Genomic DNA, 22,510 nt, shown 5'->3' with positions numbered 1-22,510 from the left:
CCGATGACCGCACTGAACGTGGACAAGCAGCAGATGCTCATGAAGCTGCTGCGCGAGCGGAGCACCGCGACGCGGGGCCCGCACATCACACCGGTACCGCAGGGCACCCCGGTGCCGCTCAACCCGCCGCAGGCGAGGATCTGGTTCTCCTGCCGCCAGTACCCGGACACCAGCGAGTACAGCCTGCCGGAGCTGCGGACCCTGGACCGGGCACTCGACCTCCCGACGCTGCGCGCGGCCACAGTGGAGCTGATGGCCCGTCATGACGTCCTGCGGGTAAGGATGTTCGAGCTCGACGGTGTGCCGGTGCAGCAGGACGACGGCCCGATCGAGCCGCCGGTGACCTGGCACGACCTGCGGCACCTGTCGGCCGAGGAGGCGGAGGCACGGGCGACCGGGAGCGGCAACGAGGCCGCTCGGCGCCCGTTCCCGCTCGACGGGCCGTGCTTCTTCCAGATCATCGGGTTCGCCCTGCCCGGCGACCGGACCATGCTGGCGGTCAACTTCCACCACATCGTCATCGACGGACTGTCCCGGATGATGGTCGTCGCCGAGCTCGACGCCCTGCTGGCCGGCCGCCCGCTCGATCCGGCCCCGCCGGTCGGCTTCCTCGACTACGTGGCCTGGGAGCAGGAGAACGCCGACGAGACGGCGGCCCAGCGCGACCTGTCCTACTGGACCGGAAAGCTGGCCGGCGACCTGCCGGTGCTGGACCTGCCGAGGGACCATCCGCGGCCGGCCCAGTCGAGGCGGTCCGGGGGCACCGTGCCACTCACGGTCCCCGGCCCGGCACTGGCCCGCCTGCAGCAGCTGGCGGCGGACGAGGGGGTCACCCTGTTCGTCGTCCTCATGGCCGCGTACAAGCTGTTCCTTGCCCGGATGACCGGGCAGCGGGACATCATCGTCGGCGCCCCGCTGGCCGGCCGGGACCACGAGGTCGCCGAGACGATCATCGGCTGTTTCGTGAAGTCGGCGCCGCTGCGCACCGACCTGAGCGGCCACCCCACGTTCCGCGAGGTCGTCCGCCGGGTGCACCAGACCGTCCTGGAGGCCCACGACCACCAGGCGGTGCCCTTCGACCAGGTGGTGGCAGAACTGGCCCTGCCCCGGCTGGACGGGGTGCAGGCGGTGTTCCAGACCATGGTCAACGTGCAGTCGACCGGCGCGGGCGGCACCGCCGACCTGGGCTCCGAGCTGGACACGAACGCCGCGATGTGGGACCTGGCCGTGAGCCTGTTCAGCGACCGGGACGGGATGAGCGGCGTCCTGATCTACGACGCCGGCCTGTTCGAGAGGTCGACCGCCCTGCGCTTCGCCGGGGTCCTGGAGAGCCTGCTGGCCGAGGGCGCCGGGCAACCCGACGCACGGGCGTTCGAGCTGCCGCTGCTCGCACCGGCCGAACGGGAGCGCAGCCTGCGCGAGCTGGCCGGATCCGGGCAGCCGGACATCCGGTACCGGACGATGGCACAGCCCTTCGAGGAGCAGGCCCGCCGCACCCCGGCCGCGGTGGCGGTCCACACCGGCGAAGGCGCGGTGAGCTACGCGGAGCTCAACACCCGTGCCAACCGGCTGGCGTGGATCCTGCGCGACGCCGGAGTCCGGCCCGGCACGGTCCTGGCGCTGTGCCTCGCCCAGGGCGCCGACCAGATCGTCGCCCGGTACGCCGCGGCCAAGCTCGGCGCCCCGTACACGGCGATCGCGCCGGAGCACCTGGCCGACGCCGCTCCGGAGCTGGTGATCACCGATCGGGCGACTGCGGCCCAGGTGCCGGCCGGATCCTGGCGGGTGGTCTCGTTCGCGGACGCCGAGCGGTGGGCCGAGGCGTCCACCGACGACCCGCCGACCCCGGAAGCCGGGTACGACCTGCTCCGCCTGGTCCGCGCCCCCGGCCGGCCGGGGGCCGTCGCCCGTTCCGTCGCCGGGGAGCTGGCCGAGGTGGCGGAACTGCAGCGCAGCCATCCCCTTGCCGCTGGCGAGGTGGTGCTCCCGGAGACCCCCGACGGCGCGTTCTGGCCGCTGTCGTACGGCGGCACGGTCACCCTCTGCCGGCCCGAGGCGCACCAGGACCCGCGGACCCTGCTGGAACACCTCGACACGTACCGCGTCACCACCCTGTGGACGAGGCCGTCGGTGCCGCTGGACGGCGCCGGCGGCGGGTCGCTGCGCCGGATCTTCTGCGGCGGCGAACCGGTGACCGTCGCCGGCTTCCCCGGCGACGTCATCACGTGGCAGGGATGGCCGGACACCGGCCGGGTCACCGAGAAGGGCCGGCAACCGGCCCACCGCGCCCTGTACGTGCTGGACGAGACGCTGGAGCCGGCGCCGGTCGGCGTCGTCGGCGAGCTGTACGTCGGCGGGGCCGGCGCGGCCCGCGGCTACCACGGGCTGTCCGCGCCGACCGCGGAGCAGTTCGTGGCCGACCCCTTCGGCGTGCCCGGCGCACGCATGGTGCGCACCGGCGAACTCTGCCGACGCCGCGAGGACGGTGCGCTGGAACACCTGGGCCCGGTCGACCGGCAGATCACGGTCCACGGCATGCGCGTCGACCGGGCCGCCGTCGAGGCGGCCTTCACCGGCCAGGGCGGGGTGGCCCTGTGCGCGGTCACCGCGGCGCCGGAGGGCGGCCTCGCCGCCTTCGTGGTGCCGGCCGGCGGCCGGACTCTGTCGGCGACGGAGCTCGCCGACGGCGCCGCCCGGCAGCTGCCCGGCTATCTTGTGCCGGGCAGCGTCACCGTGGTGGACCGGATCCTCCGCACCGACGACGGCCGGATCGACGTCGCCGCGCTGCTCGACCTGCGCAGCGACGGCGCACCCGTCGAGGACGAGGGGTTCGTCGCTCCGGAGACCGAGCTGGAGGCCCGCCTGGCCGCGATCTACGCCCGGCTCCTGCGCCGGGACGCGGTCAGCGTCACCGACAGCTTCTTCGAGCTGGGTGGCCATTCGCTGCTGGTGTTCAAGCTGATCGAGGAATGCGCGAGCCGGCTCGGACTGCGGCCGTCCGTCCAGGACGTCTTCACCGGCCCGAGGGTGCGCGAACTGGCGGCCACGCTGGGTACGGCGCAAGCCGCTCCGGCGCCCGAGGGCCACCTGATCAACCTGGTCGACACCCCCGGCGCGCCGCTGGTGGTGTTCGTGCACGCGGCGAGTGGTTCGGCGCTGCCCTTCCACGAGGTGGCCCAGCGGCTCGGCGGGGAGTTCTCGGTGTACGCCCTGCAGTCGCTGCCGGACGACGCACCGGCGACGGTCGAGGAGATCGCCGCCCGGTACGCGGCCGCCGTCGACGCGGTGCGCGGCGTCGCCCCCGTCGTGCTCGCCGGCTGGTCGATGGGCGGCTGTGTGGCGGTCGAGATGGCCCGGAACTGGCTGCTGCGCGGCGAGCGGGTCGCCGCGACGCTGCTGCTCGACACCTGGGCGCCGCCCTCGTTCATGTCCTCGGCGGAGGAGGCCGCCGAGGTGCGGGACGCGTGCCTGGCACTCGACGTGCTGCGCCTGGAGGGCGCCGAGCCCGGCGCCGCCACGGCGCTGGCCGAGCTGACCGGGATGGTCGAGCGCAACCGCGCCGCGTTCCTCGACTACTGGCCGGAGTTCTACCCGGCCGAGGTGGAACTGCTGCGCGCCAGCGACCCGCTGCCCGCCGACGCGCCGGGGTTCCCCGCGGGTTACATGGACGACGACCGCGGGTGGGGCGCCTTCGTCGCCGAACTGGAGAGCACCGAGGTCAAGGGCAGCCACCTGAGCCTGTTCGACCGCGAGAACGTGGACCAGCTGGCCACGGCGATGAAGGACGCCATCACCCGGCGGATGGGTTACGAGGAGATCTGAGAGCCGGTGACCGCCGCCTGCAGCTCGGGGTACATCGACCCGTCGTACGGCGCGGCGACCTGCTTCATCGGCTCGGCGGCGACGTCACCCGGCTGGTAGGGCCACCAGTTCACCAGAACCGTCAGCCGTTCCCGATGCTCGGGAACGGCTGACGGTTCCTGGAGCACGTCGCGTCGGCTGCCGACGGAGTGCCACAGATGGCCCGGGAACGTGACGTAGAGGTTCTCGGCCGGGAAGACGAACTCCCGGTCCTGCGCCTCCGGCGAGGGCTCACCGCCGAAGACCACCAGCGGGCCGTCGTCCACGTCGTTCAGATACATGACGCTGGACAGCATCGGGGACTCCAGCGCACCGGTCTCCGGATCCTCGCCGATGTCACGGTGCAGACCGAATTCGAAGTTCGGGGCGTACGGCGGAGACAGCCGACCGAGCCACCACTCGACGCCGACGGCGGCCGCCCGCACCTCGGCGGGGATGTGGTGCACGAGACGGTCCCGGACGGCCGCCTCGACCAGATTGCGTGGCGGCGTCCCCAGCGGGTACCAGAAGGTGTAGTGATAGGGGCTGCGGCCGCCCAGGCGTTCGGGCCGAGTTGCCGTCGCGACGGCCGAACGCAACTGGTTCAGCGTCTCGGTGGAGAGCGCCTGGGCGGTGTGAGCGATGAGTGCCATGCCTCGGACGTTACGACGTGCCGCACACTGTGGTCGACCGATCGTTCGGCGATCCGGGACCGGTCAGAACGGGCAGACCCCCGCGGCGGCGTCCGGCGTCAGACCGGGCCGTCCGGCCCCGGCCGGCTGCCCCATCCCGGCCTCGCGCATCATCCGGGCGATCGGCCGACCGGTGCCGCTGTCATCGGCCTCGTAGCGCCGGATCACCGACTCCTGGACGTCCGCCGGCTTCTCCTGGCTGAACTTGAACAACCCCTCCACCGCGTCGATCCGGAGCCGGAAGGCACCGACGCCGGGCAGGATCTGGCGGAAGTAGTCGACCGATGCGGTCTGGTCCCAGCCGGCGCCGAAGCGCTGCTCCAGGCGCTCGGCCGTCCACCGGACGACCTCGAGCGTCTCCTCCGGCTCGTGGATCAGCTGGATCCGCCCGCAGACGTGCACGGCCGCGAAGTTCCACGTCGGGGCGGACGGGTCGCCGGGGTAGACCGCCGGGGTGACGAATCCGCCCGGCCCGTCGAACATCAGCCGGGCGTACGTGCCGTCGGCCAGCGCCTTCCAGTGCGGGTTGGCGCGGTTGAGATGGCCGAAGAGCTCCGTGCCGGTGAGCGGGCCGGACTGGGGCTGGCCCGGAGCGACGAGGGCCGGCAGGCGCGACGCCCACGGCACGGCCGCACCGTTGGTGGTGAGCGTCGCCAGCGGGTGGCCGTCGATGATCCGGCGGTGCCAGTCCTCGTCCTGGATCTGGTAGTGGCTGGGCACGAACATGGCTACCGCCTCACGTGATCGGAAATTTAACGGCACACCGCGTACGCCTGGCGGCCGCGCGGACCGGCTGCGGCCCGCAGGAAACCGGTGACCGGGTCGACACCGGCGGAGCAGACCTTGCCGAGCGTGCCCTCCGGCACCACGTCGAGCCGGTGGCCCTTCTTCTCCAGCAGGGCGAGCACGGCGGGGTCGAACGAGCGCTCCACGACCACCACGCCCGGCCGCGAGGTGCGCGGTGCGAACGACTGCGGGAAGTGGTCGATGTGCCAGGCGGGCAGCTCGGCCGCCGCCTGCAGTTCGCATCCGAACTCGGCGACTGCGAGGAACGCGTGGAGCGTCCACTGGTCCTGCTGGTCACCGCCCGGAGTACCGAAGGCCAGGAACGGCTCGCCGCCGCGCAGCACGATGCTGGGGCTCAGCGTGGTGCGGGGACGCCGTCCGGGCGCGAGCGAGTTGGGGTGTCCCTCGGTGAGCCACGCGGTCTGGCCCCGGGTGCCGAGCGCGAAACCGAGTTCCGGGATCACCGGCGAGCTCTTGAGCCAGCCACCGCTGGGCACGGCGACGACCAGGTTCCCCCACGCGTCGGCGACGGCCACCGTGCAGGTGTTCCCGGCGCCGGCCCGCGGACCGATCGGGGTGACGGTGGGCAGGCCGCTGCGCAGATGGGTCATCCACTCCGGCTCCTCCGCGCCCGGCTCCTCCGGCGCCGCCTGCGGGATCCAGCCCTCGGCGCCGCCCGGCCGTCCCGGCTGCGGATCGAGGTTCGCCTGCTCGCCGATGAGCGAGCGCCGCTCGGCGGAGTACTCGGCCGCCAGGAGCTCGGCCAGCGGCACCGGCGTGTGGTCCGGGTCGCCGTACCACGCCTCCCGGTCGGCCATCGCGAGCTTGGCCGCCTCGGCGACGGTGTGGATGTACTCGCCGCTGCCCAGCCCCATGGCACGCAGGTCGCACCCCTGCAGGAGGGCCAACTGCTGCAGGAACACCGGGCCCTGGGACCAGGGTCCCGCCTTGTGGACGGTGAACTCGCCGTACGGCAGCGAGCACGCGGCCTCGACGCCCGGCCGCCAGGTTGCCAGGTCGTCGCCGTTCAGCAGGCCGCGATGGCGCCGGCCGGTCGAGTCGAACACCTCGCTGGTCCGCGCGAAGCGGTCGATCGCGTCGGCGACGAAGCCCTGGTAGAAGGCGATGTGAGCCGCCTCGATCTGGGCCTCCCGGTTCGACGACTTCGCCCGCGCCTCGCGGACCAGCCGTCGATAGGTGTCGGCCAGCGCCTCGTTGCGCATCCGGGACCCGGCCGCCGGAACCGCGCCGCCCGGCAGGTAGGTGCGGGCCGAATCGGTCCACTCCGTCCGGAACAGGTCGGCCATCGCCCCGATCGTCGACGCGGCCGCGGGCAGCAACGGGTAGCCGCTGGAGGCGTATCCGATCGCCGGTTCGAGGACGGACTCCAGCGGCATGGTGCCGAACTCGCCGAGCAGCCGCATCCAGGCCCCGAAGGCTCCCGGCACGGTCGCCGGCAGCAGGCCGCCCGCCGGTATCTGCTTGATGCCGAGCGCACCGAACGCGTCGATGCTCGCCGCCTGCGGCATCGGGCCCTGGCCGCAGATGATGCGGACCTCGCCGGTCGAGCGCGAGTAGACGGCGATCACGACGTCGCCCCCCGGCCCGTTCGAGTGCGGTTCGACGATCTGCAGGGCGAACCCGGCGGCCACCGCCGCGTCGAAGGCGTTGCCGCCGCGCTCCAGGATGCCCATACCGACGGCGGACGCGAGCCAGTGCGTCGCGGACACGCCGCCGAGGGTTCCGGTCAGCGCCGGTCGCAGGACGGTCATCGACTAACTCCTCGGCCAGGCTTCGTACGGAAGGTGGGCAGCGGCTGGGACGGAATGCCGCATGCGTGTTGGGCGACGCCCAGCAGGATGTCGACGAGGCTGTTCTCGCACTTGACCACTTCGGGCTTCTGGAGCTCGGTCGGCCGTTCGTCGGCGTCACCCGCCGCGTACAGCCCGTTCGCGGTGACGTCCTGGGCGATCGCCACGAGTCGGCGCAGCAGCTGGGCCACGACCTCGTGCCGGGGAACCGGCGCCCGCAGCGTCGTGAAATAGGAGTCGTAGATCAGCCCTGCGGCCCGGTGGCCGGGACTGCGGACGGCGGCCTCGCGCAGCAGCGACCGACCGTTGGCGACCAGACGCGCGGCGACCCCGTCGTGGACGAGGTGTAGCAGGCTGATGGCGTCCAGCAGTCCGCCGGCGTCGGTGTCGGAGATCCCGGGCAGCCGACGGCGGCGGAAGAGGTCCCGGATCGGCCAGTAGTCCGGCGCCCAGGCGCCGCTGAACGCACGGTGCCGCAGCCGCATGCTCGGCCGGATCAGAACGTCGTAGACGTCGGGCGGGCACGAGCCGGTGTAGAGCAGCATCGCGGAGTAGCCGTCCACGTAGTGGCTGATCTGCGGCAGCACCTCGTCGGCCGGCCGGCGTCCCTGGTCGAGGTCGTCCACGAGCTGAGCGATCAGCCGCCACACGACGAAGCACACCTGGTGCCCGGTGAGCCACCGGAACCAGAACAGCTCGTCCGGCGATTCACACGGCTCGACCTCGGGCGTCAGCAGGCCGCGCTCGCCGAGATCGGCCAGGCGCCGGCAGCTCTCGGCGTAGTCCCAGGCCGGAGCTGCGTCCGCCGGGCCGTCGGGATCCCCCACCGCCGGCAGGATCAGCGGTTCGAGACCGTAGGGAAACCCCCCGAAGTCCCATCGCCCGACGGCCGGAGCGTCGCACAGCGCACCACTGGCGGCTGGCTTCATGACAGCCCGTCCGGCAGGAAGGTGAATTCGAATTCCAGCCCGTTGACGTCGTACGTGTAGAAGCTCTGCACGCCGTCTTCGTCGATCACGATGTCAGTCGGCTGCTCATCTGTCGCGAACACGTAGCGCCCGGACTCGTAGAGCTCTATCCAGCGCCGGCGAAGCCATATCAGGTCCTCGGGGGTGTCCACTCTGAAGCAGAGGTGCTGGAACTGCACGGCACTCTCGGCCGGATCGGACTTGCGGCCGGGCCGGTCGAAGAGGTGAATGCGGACGTCTCCGAGAGTCATCTCGGTCAACTCGCGAATCCCGGGCAGCCGGCTACGGGTCAGTTCGGAGAACTGGTCGAGCGACCACGCCTGCCGGCACCCGAGAAAGTCCCCGTACCAGCGAACGCTGTTCTCGAGGTCGGTCGTCTGCACGCCGAAGTGATGAAACCGCAGCCTGGGAACTCCGACTTGGGTCGCCAGGGTGACATCCGATGGCGTCTCTCTCATGTCTCATCACTCCAGCGGGGAAACATCGCATCCGGACGCGGGCACTACTGCCGCCACCTCATGATCGACCCCCCAACGCGGTTCGGGGAGTTCCCCGCTTTATGGGACACCGGCACCACGGCCAGTCGTTCACGTAACGTGATGATGATCAGACTTGTTGGTGGCGTATAGGGCTGATGCTGCCGCCGCGTCTGGTCCGCGTGACGCGTTGACCGCCGACGAGGTCCGGTCCTGGGACGCGGATCCGGAGGCGTTGTGGGTGTCGGTGGACGATGAGGCGTCCCCCGGTGTGTGGACACGGGGACCACCAGGACTCATGTTGCGTGCTGCCGCCCCGTGCCGCCTCGTGACGCCTCGTGACGGCGTCGGCCGGTCGGTGACCGTGACCGCCTCGACCAGTAGGGCTGTCCGATCCTCCGGCAATGAGGATGTAGAGGTGGACGGCTCCGACCAGGGCGAGCGGGGCGATGGTGGACAGCACCGCGACCACCGTGCCGCCGAGCCGCAGCCCGGTGGTGGCGTTCTGCTCGTTGAGCCGGACGGTGTGCAGGGCGCTGGCACACAGGCTCGTCCCGGTGGCTGCGCCGAAGAGCGTCCACACGTGGATCCGGGCCCGCAGCGGTGCGGTTCGCGGGACCAGCAGGGCGCGCACCCCGTAGACAACCTGGGCGTGAGCCCCTTCACCATCATGGAGATCCCCGGCCACTCGCAGATCACGACCCGGCGCTACGTCAAGACCACCACGCCTACCACCTGCGAGGCGGCCCGGCGAATGGGCAACGCGCTCTTCCCGCAGCAGACCGGAACGGAGACCGCAGCTGGACCACGAACACCCGGGCGGCCCGAGCGCGCCACCGCCGACGTACGACGTGGACGACAAAAGGCCCGGTCAGAGTGCCTGACCGGGCCTTCCATGTCTGAGCCGCCCGCGGGATTCGAACCCGCGACCTACGCAATACGCGCCCGAGCGTGATCATGATGGCTGCTGCCGCTATCGATGGCGCGCCCGACGACGAAGTAGCGTCCGTCCTCCGAGCCACTGTCGACGATCTCCGGCACCGGGTAGCCGAGGCCGGCGGCCAGCTGCTGGAACTCGGTCTCGGCCCGCAGGTCCTCACCCCCGGTCCGCTTGCAGAGGAGGCCGTCGGCCGACCGCCACACCGCGCCCTCGGTGACGGTTCTGTCCTTCACGTACTCCCAGTCACTCATCCATCCATCCTTCCGTACCACCGAGTTGGGATGGGGCAGGTGAAGCTTGTGAGCACCTGAACGAGCAGCACCTCGTGCCGGCCTCGGGCCCGTCCACGGCGCTCTCCAGGCTGCGGCAGCCGCGAGCGCGGATGGACGCTGGGTCCTGTACGCCAGCGTGGTCGGCCAGACACCTTGCAGGCGTCTCGCCGGCCGCGCATCCCGCTTCGCGCTACCTGCCTGCGAAGAGTTCCCCGCGCTCGACGGCCTCGCGGAGGACGGAGGCGATCTCCTGCGGCAGGAGGTTGATCGCGTCGAGGGCCTCGATTGTGAGGGGGATCTCCTCCAGGAGGTACTCGCCTCGGCCCTCCTGGCTGAACTCGGGGCCGGTACGGTCCTCGAAGCTCCAGCTGTCGATCGTGGCGAGGTAGAAGTCTTGGCGCTCCTCGTCGGCCTCCAGGGTGTGGAGGAGGCTGACGATCTGGGCCTCGCCGGCGATCTCCTCGCGGACCTCACGCCGGAGGGCGTCCTCGGGGCTGGCGTCGGTCGGTTCGATCTTGCCGCCGACGATCACCCAGTACGGGTCGATGCCGGGGCGGATGCGCTTGATCAGCAGCGTGGTGTTGTTCGGGGTGAGGAGGACGGCGCGGACGCGGTGCTGCATGGTGTTCTCTTCCTTTCCAGGTGGTGCCGGCGGTCAGTGGAGGATCCAGCCGCCGTCGACGTGCAACGACTGGCCGGTGATGAAGGACGCGCTCGGGCCGGCGAGGAAGGCCGCTGCGGCGGCGACGACGTCCTCGGGGCGGCCCCGGCGCTGGACGCACTGGCGGCGGATCTGGTCCTGGGGTCGGGCGCGGTGGTGGGCGGGCAGGTCGTTCTCCGCCTCGACCTGGATGGCCCCGGGGAGGACAGTGTTCACGCAGATTCCGGCCGGGCCAAGTTCCCTGGCCAGCGACCTGGTGAAGCCGATCAGTCCGGCCTTGGCGGTACTGTAGGCGGTCAGGCCGGGCCGTCCGGCGCAGGCGTTGACGCTGCCGATGTTGACGATGCGGCCCCAGCGCCGAGCGGTCATGCCGGGGGTGATGGCTCGGCAGGTGCGGTAGTGGATGGTGAGGTTGGACTCGATGGCACCGTCCCATTCCACCTCGCCGAGATCCTCCCAAGAGGTGCGGGGGTAGGCGCCGGCGTTGTTGACGAGGACGTCGATCGGGCCGAGTTCGGGTTCGACCTGACTAGTCATCGCGGCGACGGCGTCCGGACCGGTGAGGTCGGCGCTGACCTCGACGCCGGTGCGGCCCTCGCGGCGGACGTCGCTGAGGACGGCGCGGGCCTGGTGGATCTGCGCGAGGTGGTTGACGGCGACAGGGGCTCCGGCAGCGGCCAGGGCTCGGCTGATCGCGGCGCCGATCCCGGTGGCTCCACCGGTGACAAGGGCGACCCTGCCTTGGAGCGGGAGGGCGGCGATGGGCAGTTCAAGCTCGCTGACCGTGACGGCCCAGCTCGTGCAGGACGGCTGGGAGGTCGAGGAGTCCGACCCCAAGACCGACGGGAGCTTCCGGACCGTGGCGCTGGACGACGACACGGTGGCCGTCCTGCGGCGCCACCGCGAGCGGCAGCGGAAGGAGCGGAACGACTGGGAGCCTGCCTGGAAGAACACCGGCCGGGTCTTCACCAACGAGGACGGGTCCTGGCTCCACCCTGGCAAGGTCACCGAGATGTTTGCGCGACTGATCACCGCATCCGGGCTGCCGCCGATCCGCGGGCACGACCTCCGCCACGGCGCGGCCACGCTCGCCCGCGCCGGCGGGGTCGACATGAAGGTGGTGTCCGAGATGCTCGGCCACTCCTCCATCAAGATCACGTCGGGCACCTACACCAGCGTCCTGCCCGAGATCGCCAAGGGCGCGGCCGAGGCCGCCGCGAAGCTCGTCCCCCTCCAGCGGAAGACCGAGGCCGAGACTCGCGCCAACGCCGCGGCCGAAGCCGAGAAGGCCAAGCGGAAGGCCGCGAAGAGGGCGAAGCCGAAGCGATCTTGCAGCGCGTCGCTGACGCCTGCTCACACGTCAAGGAATGGCAAAAGGCCCAGGTCGTGGGCTATATGACCTGGGCCTTCACTGAGCCGCCTGCGGGATTCGAACCCGCGACCTACGCATTACGAGCCCGGGAGTGATCATGATGGCTGCTGCCGCCATCGATCACATGGTGATGAACCCGCAGGTCAGGACGTTGCACCCTGATCCACAATCCCGCCCGAACCGGCACGTGCTGCCCCGTCCGCTCACGCATCGCTCACGCAATGCCAGCCCGGCGAGAGCCTGCCCGAGCCCACCAAAAGGGCCATCCTGCAGCTCCTCGGCCTCCCTCCTGAGCCTTGGATGCTCAGTCCCGAGGAGGAGGCCCGTCTCACACGCTGTACCTCGGACGCGGAGACACGGAGATCCGGTCTCAGCGTGTCCGCGACACGCTCGGGCTCGGAGCGTGGGTGCAAGTCATCGTCTGCTGGTCGCTGTTGCCTGCCGTATGGGACTCCCGAGATGTCAGGGCCCTCGTCCATAATCTAGGAACCGTCTTCAACGAAGGACCTCACCTCTGTGACGATCACCCAGAACGAGCTCGAGTCCCGGCTGTGGGACGCCGCGAACGCGCTCCGCGGCCCCGTCGACCCGGCTGACTTCAAGACCTACGTCTTCCCGATGCTGTTCTGGAAGTGGATCAGCGACACCTGGGTCTACGAGCACGACGCGGCGTTCGATGAGTACGGCGACGACCTCGACGACGAGATCGAGGCCGACTTCCATCGGTTCGAGCTACCCAAGGGCACGCTGTGGAGCGAGGTCACCGAGAAGGTCACCAACCTCGGTGCGGAGATCGCGAAGACCTTCCAGCGGATCGAAATGGCCAACCCCCGCTCGCTCGCCGGCGTCTTCGGCGACGCCTCATGGGGCAACCAGGAGCGCATCCCGGAGTCGGCTCTGCTCGGGCTCATCCGAGCTTTCAACAAGATCACGCTCGACCCGTCGACGGTCTCACACGACCTGCTCGGCGCAGGCTATGAGTACTTGCTGAAGAACTTCGCCGACGAGTCGGGCAAGAAGGCCGGCGAGTTCTTCACGCCCCGTGAGGTCGTGAACCTGCTCGTCGGGATCCTCCAGCCTGAGCCGGGCGACTCCGTCTACGACCCGTCCTGCGGCTCCGGCGGAATGCTGGTCGCGATGATCAACCAGCTGCGGGAGTCCGGCAAGGACCACCGCGCGCTCAAGGCGTACGGCCAGGAGATCAACCTGACGACGGCCTCAATCGCCCGGATGAACCTGTTCCTGCATGAGATCGAGGACTTCGACATCAAGCGCGGAGACACCCTCCGCGCTCCGGCGTTCAAGGACACCACCGGTGCCGTCCGTCGGTTCGATGTCGTGATCGCCAACCCGCCCTTCTCGCTGGCAAACTGGGGAGCGGACCGCTGGACTTCGGACCCGCGAGCCATCTGGGGCGTGCCGCCGGCCAAGAACGGTGACTACGCCTTCGTCCAGCACATGGTCTCGTCGATGCAGGCCGAATCCGGCCGGGTCGGCGTGGTGATGCCCCACGGAGTGCTGTTCCGCGGAGGCGCGGAGGCGAAGATCCGCCAGGGCCTCATCGAGCAGGACTCCTTGGAAGCCGTCGTCGGGCTGCCGCCCAACCTCTTCTACTCGACTTCGATCCCGGCGTGCCTGCTGATCTTCCGAGACAAGAAGCCTGCCAAACGCAAGAAGCACGTTCTCTTCATCGACGGCTCTGCCCGGTTCATCAAGGGCAAGAACCAGAACCTGATGTCCGAGGAGGACGTCAGCGTTCTCATCGAGGCGTACAAGACGGGCAATGACCCAGATGGTGCGAACGTCCGACTGGTGCCGTTCGAGGAGATCGAGCAGAACGGCTTCGACCTGAACATCGGCCGCTACATCAATGTTGCCGCCGAAGAAGCCGCTGATCTCGGCGCAGTGCTCGTCGCGTATGCCGATGCCCGCCAGCACCGGGTGGACACCGAGGCTGAAATGTTCAAGCGCCTCGCGGCGGCCGGCATCGACCTGAGCGTGTTCGGGGCATCCGATGAGTGAGTGGAAGACCGTTCCGGCCGGAACCGTCGCCACGCAACGCAAGGACGTGGTGACACTCGTGCCTGGTGTTGAGTACCGGACGATGGGTGTGCGCTGGTACGGCAGAGGGGCGTACGACCGAGGCGCCGGAAGCACCGAGACCATCAAGGCCAAGCGTCTGTTCCGAGCACACGAGGGCGACTTCGTCTTCAATCGAATCGATACGCAGAACGGGGCGTTCGACGTCGTTCCGGCCGAACTCCACGGCGCCCTCGCGACGAACGAGTTCCCCCTCTACGTCCTGGATCCGGACCGGCTGCTTCCCCGGTTCCTCCTCCTCTACTTCCAGCAGCGATCGGTGCTCAGGCAGATCGACTCCATGCGCGCCGGCAGCGAGGGGAGGTCACGCTGGAAGGAGACCGATTTCGAGGCGTGGAGGATCCCCCTCCCGCCCCTTTCCGAGCAGCGGCGCATTATTGACGTCATGGCCGCGGTGGACGCGCAGATCCAGGCGCTGCAAGAAGAATTCCACCGAAATCTTTCGCTGCGAGTTGCACTCTTCCTTAGTTCGGCTGATCTGCAAGAGGTTTGCATAGAGGATGTTGCTAACGTCTCGCAGGGCAAGGCCCTACCGAAATCCGTCCAGGGTGAGCAATCCGGCGAGTTGTCATGGTTCAAGATCGCTGACATGGTCGGACTTGGGAACGAAGACGGATATACCTGTGCTGAAACGCGATTGCCCCCTGAGCAGGTCAAATCATTGAAGGGCATCGCCGTACCAGCTGGCTCTGTCGTTTTTCCGCGAGTAGGTGCCGCCGTCTTGACCGAGAAGAAGCGTATCCTCGACGTCGATGCGGCGGTTGACGAGAATCACCTTGTACTCACGCCGAAAGAAGGGGTTCCCCCGGAGTGCCTACTCGCTGCCACCGAGTCGATCCGGTTGGCGGAATTGGTTCAGCCGGGAGCTGTCCCATCCTTGAATATGGGGCTGATTCGGCGCGCACGGATCCCGTGGCCAGCGGAATCAGGTACTGACCTCAACAACGCACTTGCACGGCTGCGCGCGACGACCAGGGGATTGCGGGAGGAACTCTTGCACATCCGCAACGTCCGCTCCGCACTCCTGGCCTCCCTCATCAACCAGGAAACCGAGATTCCCGAGTCGTACGACGCACTGCTCACGGAGGTGTACTGACATGGGGTGGACGGAAGCGAGCACGATCCAGCTTTCACTGCTCGAGTGGGCGGAGGAGGCTGGCTGGGAGCGTCTTCAAGGGGAGGAGTTGCCGCGCGATGAGCATGACGTCATCGTCGAGAACTGGGCGCGCGAGGCGTTACTCGCGCTGAACCCGGAGCTTGTCGACGACCCCGAGTCGGCAGACCTCGTTCTGCATGAGCTCAATCAGGCTGTCCTCGATGCGCACAACGGTCTCGTTGCGGCCAACGAGCGGCTGACCGTGATGCTTCGTGGCGACCACTCGTTCACGACGATCGACGGTAAGCATGTGCCTCGTCGGCTGATCGACTTCAAAGACCCCAATAATAACCGTTTCACTGTCGCTGACGAGGTCACCGTCAGCGGTGCAACCAAACCACGCCGGTTCGATGTCGTCTACTACGTCAACGGGTTCCCGCTGGTCGTTGCCGAGACCAAGACGCCTGTAAAGCATCAGGTCTCGTGGGTCAACGCCGCGAAGGACCTTCACGACGTGTACGAGGAGGAGTACCCGAACTTCTTCGCGACGAACGTCTTCAACGTCGCCACCGAGGGCCTGGAGTTCCGGATGGCGCCGATCCGTGCGGTCCCGGACCCCGACTCCGAGATCTGGGCCCCGTGGGGATCCACTGAGGACGACCCAAAAATCGTCACGGGCCCGGCTCGTGTCGAGCGGGCAGCGCGCTTGTTGCTGCGGCCGGAGACTATCCTGCCGATCCTCAAGGACCTGGTGATGTTCCGTCACGCTCGGGACGCCTCAGAGGTCGACATCAAGTTCTTGCCTCGCTACCCGCAGTTCGAGGCGGCTCTGGCGATCCACGCCAAGGTACTTGCCGGCCGTCCTGGCGGACTGATCTGGCATCACCAGGGATCAGGCAAGACCGAGCTCATGGCGTTCGCCGCTGCCCGTTTGCTGCGTGATGACGCGGTGACGGGAAAGTTCGGGAGCGCGCCTACGGTCATCGTGATCGCCGACCGTAAGGATCTGGTTCGGCAGACGGCGGAGATGTTCGAGACTGCTGGCATGCCACGGATGACGGTGCCCCGAAATCGGCGCGAGCTGCACTCTCTGCTGCGCACCGGTGAGCCGGGCGTGGTCATCACGACGGTGCACAAGTTCGCTGAGGCCGGCCATCTGAACAATCGGTCGAACATCGTGGTTCTCGTCGACGAGGCGCACCGCTCACATGAGGGGAAGCTCGGCGACGCGTGGCGCGCGGCGGTGCCGAACGCGAAGTTCTTCGGCGCGACAGGTACTGCGATCAAGGACAAGGACCGTTCGACGTTCAAGCTGTTCGGCGACCCTGACGACCCAGACTTTGTGATGTCGCGGTACACGCCGGAGCAATCCATCGCCGATGGGTTCACCAAGCCAGTGATCGTGGAGGGCCGGTCTGTCTGGTTCAACCTCGATAAGGAAGCCTTGGACGAGGCGTTCGACGAGCTGGCCACGGAAGAGGGTCTGGACGAGGAGGAGAAGGTCTTCCTGTCGGGGAAGGCTTCTCACATCGAGACGATCCTTTCCAACCCCGAGCGCGTGGCGGCTGTGTGTGCCGACATCGTCGACCACTTCCTTACCTATGTCGCGCCTTTGGGACAGAAGGCTCAGGTCGTGGCCTACAACCAGCGCCTTGTAATTGCGTACGCCAGGGCTATCGAGGCCGAGCTGGAACGCCGTGCTGCAGCCATGCCGGACGGTCGACTCCGTGAGGTCGGTGTTGTGATGCACGTCGCCGACAGCAAGGAGACCCCGAAGGAGCACAAGAAGTACCTGCTCACTCCGGAGCAGGAGGAGGCGCTTAAGCGCCGCTTCAAGAAGGTCGACGACCCGATGTCGTTCATCGTCGTCACCGCGAAGTGGATGACTGGCTTCAATGCGCCCATCGAAGGTGTCCTGTATCTCGACAAGCCCGCCAAGGACACGAACCTGTTCCAGACGATCACGCGGCCCAACCGTCCGTGGAAGAACCCTGTCACCGGTCAGCGCAAGGACTTCGGGCGGGTCGTCGACTACATCGGTCTCGCGAGGGCAATCGGCAAGGCAGTCGCCGGCCCGAAGGTGAAGGACGACGAACAGGACGAGCTCAACGTCACCGACGCCTCCAAGTTGGCGGGAAAGTTTGTCACCGACCTCACGCGTCTACTGCATCTGTTCGACGGTATCGACACCAGTGACTCGTCGTTCGAGTCGCTCGCCGAGGCTCACGAGCGGATTCCCGAGGGCGGCGGGCAGCGCACCGAGTTCATCGAGACCTACGTCGCGCTGCAGACGGTGTGGGAGTTCCTCGACCCGCACCCGATGCTCCGGCCGTTCGCGGGCCAGTACTTCTGGCTCGCGAAGGTGTACGAGTCGATCCGGCCCAAGGACGTCTCCAAGACGTTCCTCTGGGCACGTCTCGGCGCGAAGACCACGGATCTGATTCACGGTCACATGACTGATGTGGGCGTGAGGTCGATGCCGTCGAAGACAGTCACGCTCGACGCTGCCGGCCTGGAGCTGGTGAAGAAGATCGCCGAGCAGCTGAAGCTCTCCGAGCGGCAGACGCCGGCGTCGAAAGCCGATGATGTGTACCAGGAGGTCCTCGACTCCATCGAGGCGCGTCTCAGGCGTCGGCTCGCCGATACCGAGAGCCCGGCGTACCGGTCGCTGGCGGAGCGGATCGAGAAGCTTCGCGCCAAGGCGATCGAGAACGTCGAGGATTCGCTGGCGTTCCTCGAGGAAGCTCTGAAGATCGCTCAGGACGTGGTCGCTGCGGATCGGGCAGCGGAACAGGGCGACCAGGGAGCGCTCGATCGGCTGGCCGATCCGAAGCGTGGGGCGCTCACTCAGATCGTCGCGGAGAACACACCGCCTGGGCTGCACAAGATCGTTCCCGACATAGCCTCGCGGATCGACTCGATCGTCGTTGAGGTCGCCTATGCCGGTTGGAGCGTGAGCGACGCGGGCGACAAACGCGTTCGTCGCGAGCTGCGTTCCGTCTTGAAGGAATACGGCTTGCCGATCAAGGGCGAGCTGTTCGACCGAACGTACGAGTACGTGCGGGAAAACTACTGAACGACCGGCAGGGTGCTGGCGGTGCCGCTGAGATGGACGTTTCGTCCTCCTCTACAGCTCACGCAGGCCAACCAGCACCCTGCCGATCAGCAGGGGGTCGGAGATCGGGCCGGTAGCGTCGGTGGGTTGCCCACGTTCCTTGGCCTGCCCTGTCCGGCCCGGACCGGACCGCCCGGAAGCGTGAAGGAGAAGTTCCGCCCAGACGACCTTCCCGACCGCCGTGGCGGGGTAGTAGTAGCCCCAGCGGTTGGCCATCTCGCTCACCAGGAACAGTCCGCGTCCACCAGTGGCCTCCACGCCCACCTCTCGCCGTACTGGCGGCCGGGGGTCGTGGTCTGCGACTTGGACGAGCAGGCCCGTTCCCGTCATCTGGAGGGTGAGGGTGAACGTGCCGACGGCGGACAGGCTCAAGTATCCGGTGCTCCGCTGCTCGTTGTCGGCCGGGTGCCGGACCGCGTTGGTGGTGAGCTCGGAGACGATGAGGTTGGCCGTCTCGATGACAGCGCCCGGGATTTGCCAGCGGTGCAGGATGTCGGCGGTGTGCCGGCGGGCCCAGGGCACCGCGTTGGGGGTATCGGCCAAGGTCAGGTGGCTGATGTACGGATGGCCTTGAGACATGAGGTGCCTCCCGCTCGGGGCTGCGTAGGCGTGCAGGTGCCTGCTGTTCGCGTTGATCAGTGGTCCCGCCGTCCCGTGGTGGCCGGGCCGCCAGCTATCACGGTCAGAGGTCCTGTGCGCTCCCGTGCGGATCGCTCGCGGGCTACGCGGCTACTTCGTGGCGACCACGTAGACGCTGGCCCACTGGCGCTTCGGGTTGGCCATCGTGGGGTCGAAGGTCCACGGCTCGACGGTGCGGAAGCCCGCCTCGGTGAAGAGCTGGGCGAGCTTCTCATGGTCGTACGCCCAGTAGTGGGGGTTGTAGGTCGGGTCGTCGTCCTGGTCGCGGAAGACGTAGTTGATGAGGTCGAGGTAGGTGTTGATGTCGTCTCGGCACTGCCGCTTGGCGTACCACCGGTCGATCATCTCGGCGGCCCGGTCCGGCGGTGCCGGGTACTGGTTCAGCACGAAGGCGGCGTCGGGCACGCCGGTGATGAGCTGGCCGCCGGGCGCAAGGACGCGGTGGGCCTCGCGGGCGTAGTACTTGGCGGAGCGGGGGTAGTCGATGTGCTCAAGGAAGTGCTCGGAGAAGATCGTCTCGGCGCTGGCATCGGCGAGTGGGATGCCCTCGCGCACATCCCACAGGAGGTCGGCCGGCGGGACGATGTCGATGTTGAAGTAGCCGTCGATGTGGTGGCCGCCGCCGCCGATCTGGATCTTGGCGGGGCTGGGCACGAGGACGCAGTCGGGCAGGGCGGCGCCGCTGGCCCGGTGGTGGCGGTGCAGTTCGACTTCCTTGACGGCCGCCCGGAGGGTTCGGGCAAGGCCGTGCGTGGTCGCGGGTGAGTCGAGGGCCTGGTCGAGTTGGGCGAGGAGGGCGGTTATCTGCCGGTCGTGCGGGCTCATCGAGGGTCTCGCTTCCTGGGGTGCCTGGGTGGTGGTCAGGTGGTTCGGGCGCTGAGCTGGTCGATCTTCCACAGGCCCAGCCCGTTGCCGGGGTGGTGCCGGCCGCCGTCCGTGAAGTCGGTGTCGAAGTACTCGACGGGCTTGGGCAGGTGGAACGGGGCCGCTTGAAGGTTGAGCGGGCGCCAGTGGGTGTCCGTGGTGTCGCGGTTCTCGGCTTCGCCGACGTAGGTGGTGGCGAGCAGGTAGGTCGAGCGGCTGGCCGTCACGCGGTCGAGGAACGTGAGCACCTCGTGGTGGGTGAGGTGGACGAGGCAGTCCCGTGCGATGACAAGGTCCGCTGCCGGGATGTCGTCCCTGCTCAGGTCGGCCTGCCGGAAGGAGATGCGCTCGCTGCCGTGCCGTTCCTGGTTGAGCTGGACGAGGTCGGGGACGACGTCGAGGCCGACGTAGCTGTCCAGCTGGTCGAACCCGGCGACCCCGCGGATCCAGTTGACGTCACCGCATCCGGCGTCCGTGACGGTACGGATCGGGTAGCGCGCGAGAACTGAGGAGAGGGCGGCCCGGACGGCCTCGGTCTGACGGATCTCGGAGCCGGGACCGGAGACCGACTCGGGAGATCCCCAGTGGTTGGTGCGGTAGATCTCGGTGAAGAGCGTCTCGGCGGGCTGGGTGGGTACCGGCCAGGCAGCGGTGGACGGGGTGGCGGGGCCGTGGGTGGGCATGCGTCTCCTCTGCGATCGTCGTCGAGGGGCGTGGGGCAGCGGTCAGCGGCTGCTGTTGCGCATGAGCGTGTACTTGATGTCGACCAGGCGCGGCGCGATGCTCAGCGCCAGCTGCTCGGTCGGGTGGAGGTGCCCGGCGTCGTCCGGCTCGGCACGCCAGACGCGGTAGTCCAGGTTCGGGTAGGCCGGGTTGATGCCGATCTCGCCCTTGGGCATCGTGCCGTTGAACGGCACGACGATGTCCATGTGGTTCCAGTAGTTCCAGGCTTGCAGGGCCTTGTGCTGGTCGAAGTAGAAGTAGAAGTCGGGGTAGCGGCCGAAGCTGCGGAGTTCGCGGTGGATGAGGTGTCCGAGCAGCGGGCCGAGTTGGGCAGCGAGGCTGTCGAACTCCCAGCGCGTGCGGTGCCAGGCTTCGGGCACCTGCCCGCTGGTGAAAAGCCGGGCCGCCACGAGGTAGCTGATCCGCTCGACCATGTACGCGCGGGCGTGGTCGGCGGCGATGGTCGGGTCCACCCGCTGCAGAAGTGCCGCCAGCTGCTGCGGGCGGGGACGGAACCTGGCGAGGTTGAACTTGCCGGCCATGTCCGGGAAGGACGCGAACAGCATCTCCTTGTAGAGCCAGTTGTTGAACTCCCCGAGGTCGGCCAGCTGCCGGGTCCGTGCGGAGGTGGAGTGGAGCATCAGGTACTCGGCGAGGGCCTCGAAGTAGAGGTAGCCGAGGATCGGCAGCCGGGGGATGGCCGCATCCAGTAGCTGCAGGAAGCCCTCCGTGGCCACGGTCGAGCCCTGGTAGACGATGCCGGCGGCCAGGGCCAGGAACGCGGCCGAGTTCTTTATCCGGCCGACGACGGTCTCGCGCAGGTGGTGCCGCTCGGTCTTGCTGAGCAGGTACTCCAGGTCGGTGTAGATCTGCAGGTGGATCGAGCCCAGCCGCAGGTAGTCCACGCCTGCCAATCCGCGGTAGGCCTGGGGCGGCGCGGTGATCTCGAAGATCAGCGGCGTGGGTGCGCGTCCGCCCAGGCCGACCCTGGCAAGGGAGGCGGGGGCCTCCTTGGTGAGGACGTAGGCGGCCAGGTTGTGCATGCGGAAGCCGTGCTCGGTCGCTGTGAGCGGCGCGCAGTAGATGCTGCCGACGAGGCATCCGCCGGAGGGGTAGAGCACCCCCTCCTCGCTGATCTCTTCCAGGGCGTGGGTGACGTGGAGCAGGTGCAGCTTGCCGTCGCTGCTCAGGCTGTCGAAGAGCGCGTTCTTTCGGAGCAGGCTGCCGTTCGGCGTCTCGTCGGTCAGGCGCTTGTGCCAGGCGGCCGTCTGGGCTGCCAGTGGGTCGGCCTGCCCGGCCTCGGGCAGCAGCGCGGAGTCGAAGAAGGCATGCGCGTCGGCCCACAGGTCGTAGGCGTCGCGGAGGCTCACGGCTACACCAGCCCCTTCTCGGCGAGCGCGTACAGGACGGCTTCGGCGCTGCTGGCTCCGGCGAGGTGCGCGGTCTCGGAGACGGCGACGAGGTCGAAGGCCACGGCGCGGAGCTGGTCGAAGGCCGGCTCACGAACGTGTCGCGCGTCGGGCCACCAGCTGAGCTTCGGCAGGCGGTAACGGTCGAGCGCGTCTGCCGCCTTGACCAAGTCGCAGATGAGCCCGGCGCGGTGGTAGTCGGCCTGGTCGTCCAAGCAGAAGGCGCCGTACGGCACGTCGTGTAGGCGGATGGCGGTTGCTGCCTGGATGATCCGCCGGGGCGTGGCCACCAAGCCGAAGTGGGTCCAGACGGTGTCGGCGTTGGCGGCCAACCAGACGGCGGCACGAGCACCGTGGCCACGGTCGTCCTGATCGTGCAGGCGCTGGCAGTCGTGGACGGCTGCTGCCAGGACGACCGTGGCGGTCTCGGTGTCGTCCAGCTCGTGGATCTCAGCGAGCAGAGCGGCCAGTGCGGCGGTCCGCATGCTGTGCCTGAGACCGTGGAGCGAGTCGTGGAGGCGAGGCTCCGCCAACCACGTTGCCGGAAGAGCGGACCGGCTCAGGAGGTGCTTCGAGGCCGGCCGCAGGGGCGGCGGCCAGGCCGCGCCGAGGTCGGGCCGGTTGGCCTTGATCCACTCAACGGTTGCCGGGTCCATGTACTGGTGGTGCGGCAGCTGCCTTCGGGCAGCCAGGTCGACCAGACTCGTGGTCGTCGGGGTCGTGCTCATCTGTGCCCACCCCCTTCT

At 68.7% G+C, this 22,510-nt stretch carries 18 protein-coding genes and 1 pseudogene; 5 read left to right on the top strand and 14 right to left on the bottom strand.

Annotated elements, in window-relative coordinates; genetic code table 11:
- The first annotated feature begins 3 nt into the window (after positions 1 to 3).
- The gene (locus ACF9IK_RS19515) at positions 4 to 3,822 is read left to right on the top strand and encodes a non-ribosomal peptide synthetase (RefSeq protein ID WP_395295459.1); all 3,819 of its coding nucleotides are present in this window, start codon (positions 4 to 6) and stop codon (positions 3,820 to 3,822) included.
- On the opposite strand, the gene ACF9IK_RS19510 is transcribed toward ACF9IK_RS19515, so the two are convergent.
- The 9 genes and pseudogenes from ACF9IK_RS19510 to ACF9IK_RS19470 all read right to left on the bottom strand — a co-directional run bounded on the left by ACF9IK_RS19510 (position 3,807) and on the right by ACF9IK_RS19470 (position 11,283).
- Entirely contained in the window at positions 3,807 to 4,493 is a 687-nt protein-coding gene (locus ACF9IK_RS19510; protein ID WP_395295458.1) for a hypothetical protein, read from the bottom strand. The genes ACF9IK_RS19515 and ACF9IK_RS19510 overlap by 16 nt on opposite strands.
- Before the next feature lie 63 nt (positions 4,494 to 4,556).
- Positions 4,557 to 5,258, bottom strand: coding sequence for an FMN-binding negative transcriptional regulator (locus ACF9IK_RS19505; RefSeq protein ID WP_395295457.1), 702 nt, complete (start codon positions 5,256 to 5,258; stop codon positions 4,557 to 4,559).
- Between the two features lie 26 nt (positions 5,259 to 5,284).
- Complete coding sequence (locus ACF9IK_RS19500) at positions 5,285 to 7,090, bottom strand: gamma-glutamyltransferase family protein (protein WP_395295456.1); 1,806 nt, start codon at positions 7,088 to 7,090, stop codon at positions 5,285 to 5,287.
- Positions 7,087 to 7,956, bottom strand: coding sequence for a hypothetical protein (locus ACF9IK_RS19495; protein WP_395295455.1), 870 nt, complete (start codon positions 7,954 to 7,956; stop codon positions 7,087 to 7,089). The genes ACF9IK_RS19500 and ACF9IK_RS19495 overlap by 4 nt, the downstream gene beginning before the upstream one ends.
- A 98-nt stretch (positions 7,957 to 8,054) precedes the next feature.
- A complete protein-coding gene (locus ACF9IK_RS19490; protein WP_395295454.1) occupies positions 8,055 to 8,555 on the bottom strand; it encodes a VOC family protein in 501 nt (166 codons plus the stop codon).
- 382 nt (positions 8,556 to 8,937) lie between these two features.
- Positions 8,938 to 9,219 (bottom strand): annotated as a pseudogene (locus ACF9IK_RS19485) (DUF2637 domain-containing protein); the annotation flags it as partial.
- A 284-nt stretch (positions 9,220 to 9,503) separates the two neighbouring features.
- Positions 9,504 to 9,764 (bottom strand): hypothetical protein, encoded by a 261-nt coding sequence (locus ACF9IK_RS19480; RefSeq protein WP_395295453.1) that lies wholly within the window; start codon positions 9,762 to 9,764, stop codon positions 9,504 to 9,506.
- Between the two features lie 211 nt (positions 9,765 to 9,975).
- Complete coding sequence (locus ACF9IK_RS19475) at positions 9,976 to 10,407, bottom strand: NUDIX hydrolase (RefSeq protein WP_395295452.1); 432 nt, start codon at positions 10,405 to 10,407, stop codon at positions 9,976 to 9,978.
- A gap of 33 nt (positions 10,408 to 10,440) precedes the next feature.
- On the bottom strand, positions 10,441 to 11,283 hold the full coding sequence (locus tag ACF9IK_RS19470) for an SDR family NAD(P)-dependent oxidoreductase (RefSeq protein WP_395295451.1): 843 nt from the start codon (positions 11,281 to 11,283) through the stop codon (positions 10,441 to 10,443).
- Between ACF9IK_RS19470 and ACF9IK_RS19465 the strand changes: the two genes are divergently transcribed.
- The 4 genes from ACF9IK_RS19465 to ACF9IK_RS19450 all read left to right on the top strand — a co-directional run bounded on the left by ACF9IK_RS19465 (position 11,231) and on the right by ACF9IK_RS19450 (position 18,090).
- Positions 11,231 to 11,845, top strand: coding sequence for a tyrosine-type recombinase/integrase (locus ACF9IK_RS19465; protein ID WP_395295450.1), 615 nt, complete (start codon positions 11,231 to 11,233; stop codon positions 11,843 to 11,845). The two genes, ACF9IK_RS19470 and ACF9IK_RS19465, sit on opposite strands and share 53 nt — an antisense overlap.
- A gap of 489 nt (positions 11,846 to 12,334) precedes the next feature.
- The gene (locus ACF9IK_RS19460) at positions 12,335 to 13,840 is read left to right on the top strand and encodes a type I restriction-modification system subunit M (protein WP_395295449.1); all 1,506 of its coding nucleotides are present in this window, start codon (positions 12,335 to 12,337) and stop codon (positions 13,838 to 13,840) included.
- Complete coding sequence (locus ACF9IK_RS19455; RefSeq protein ID WP_395295448.1) at positions 13,833 to 15,014, top strand: restriction endonuclease subunit S; 1,182 nt, start codon at positions 13,833 to 13,835, stop codon at positions 15,012 to 15,014. Before ACF9IK_RS19460 ends, ACF9IK_RS19455 begins: the two co-directional genes overlap by 8 nt.
- Position 15,015: 1 nt before the next feature.
- On the top strand, positions 15,016 to 18,090 hold the full coding sequence (locus tag ACF9IK_RS19450) for a type I restriction endonuclease subunit R (protein ID WP_395295447.1): 3,075 nt from the start codon (positions 15,016 to 15,018) through the stop codon (positions 18,088 to 18,090).
- 51 nt (positions 18,091 to 18,141) lie between these two features.
- On the opposite strand, the gene ACF9IK_RS19445 is transcribed toward ACF9IK_RS19450, so the two are convergent.
- From ACF9IK_RS19445 to ACF9IK_RS19425, 5 genes are all read right to left on the bottom strand, one after another.
- A complete protein-coding gene (locus tag ACF9IK_RS19445) occupies positions 18,142 to 18,708 on the bottom strand; it encodes an ATP-binding protein (protein ID WP_395295446.1) in 567 nt (188 codons plus the stop codon).
- A 150-nt stretch (positions 18,709 to 18,858) separates the two neighbouring features.
- A complete protein-coding gene (locus ACF9IK_RS19440) occupies positions 18,859 to 19,593 on the bottom strand; it encodes a class I SAM-dependent methyltransferase (protein WP_395295445.1) in 735 nt (244 codons plus the stop codon).
- Positions 19,594 to 19,628: 35 nt separating this feature from the next.
- On the bottom strand, positions 19,629 to 20,315 hold the full coding sequence (locus ACF9IK_RS19435) for a class I SAM-dependent methyltransferase (RefSeq protein ID WP_395295444.1): 687 nt from the start codon (positions 20,313 to 20,315) through the stop codon (positions 19,629 to 19,631).
- 42 nt (positions 20,316 to 20,357) lie between these two features.
- Positions 20,358 to 21,725: a hypothetical protein gene (locus tag ACF9IK_RS19430; protein ID WP_395295443.1), complete on the bottom strand. Its 1,368-nt coding sequence runs from the start codon at positions 21,723 to 21,725 to the stop codon at positions 20,358 to 20,360.
- Positions 21,726 to 21,727: 2 nt separating this feature from the next.
- The gene (locus ACF9IK_RS19425; RefSeq protein WP_395295442.1) at positions 21,728 to 22,492 is read right to left on the bottom strand and encodes a hypothetical protein; all 765 of its coding nucleotides are present in this window, start codon (positions 22,490 to 22,492) and stop codon (positions 21,728 to 21,730) included.
- Between the last annotated feature and the right edge of the window lie 18 nt (positions 22,493 to 22,510).

The sequence above is a fragment of the Kitasatospora hibisci genome, from assembly GCF_043950205.1.
Lineage (GTDB): Bacteria > Actinomycetota > Actinomycetes > Streptomycetales > Streptomycetaceae > Kitasatospora > Kitasatospora hibisci.
Note: the sequence above shows the minus strand (reverse complement) of the source record. Positions and strands in the feature narration are given on the sequence as shown.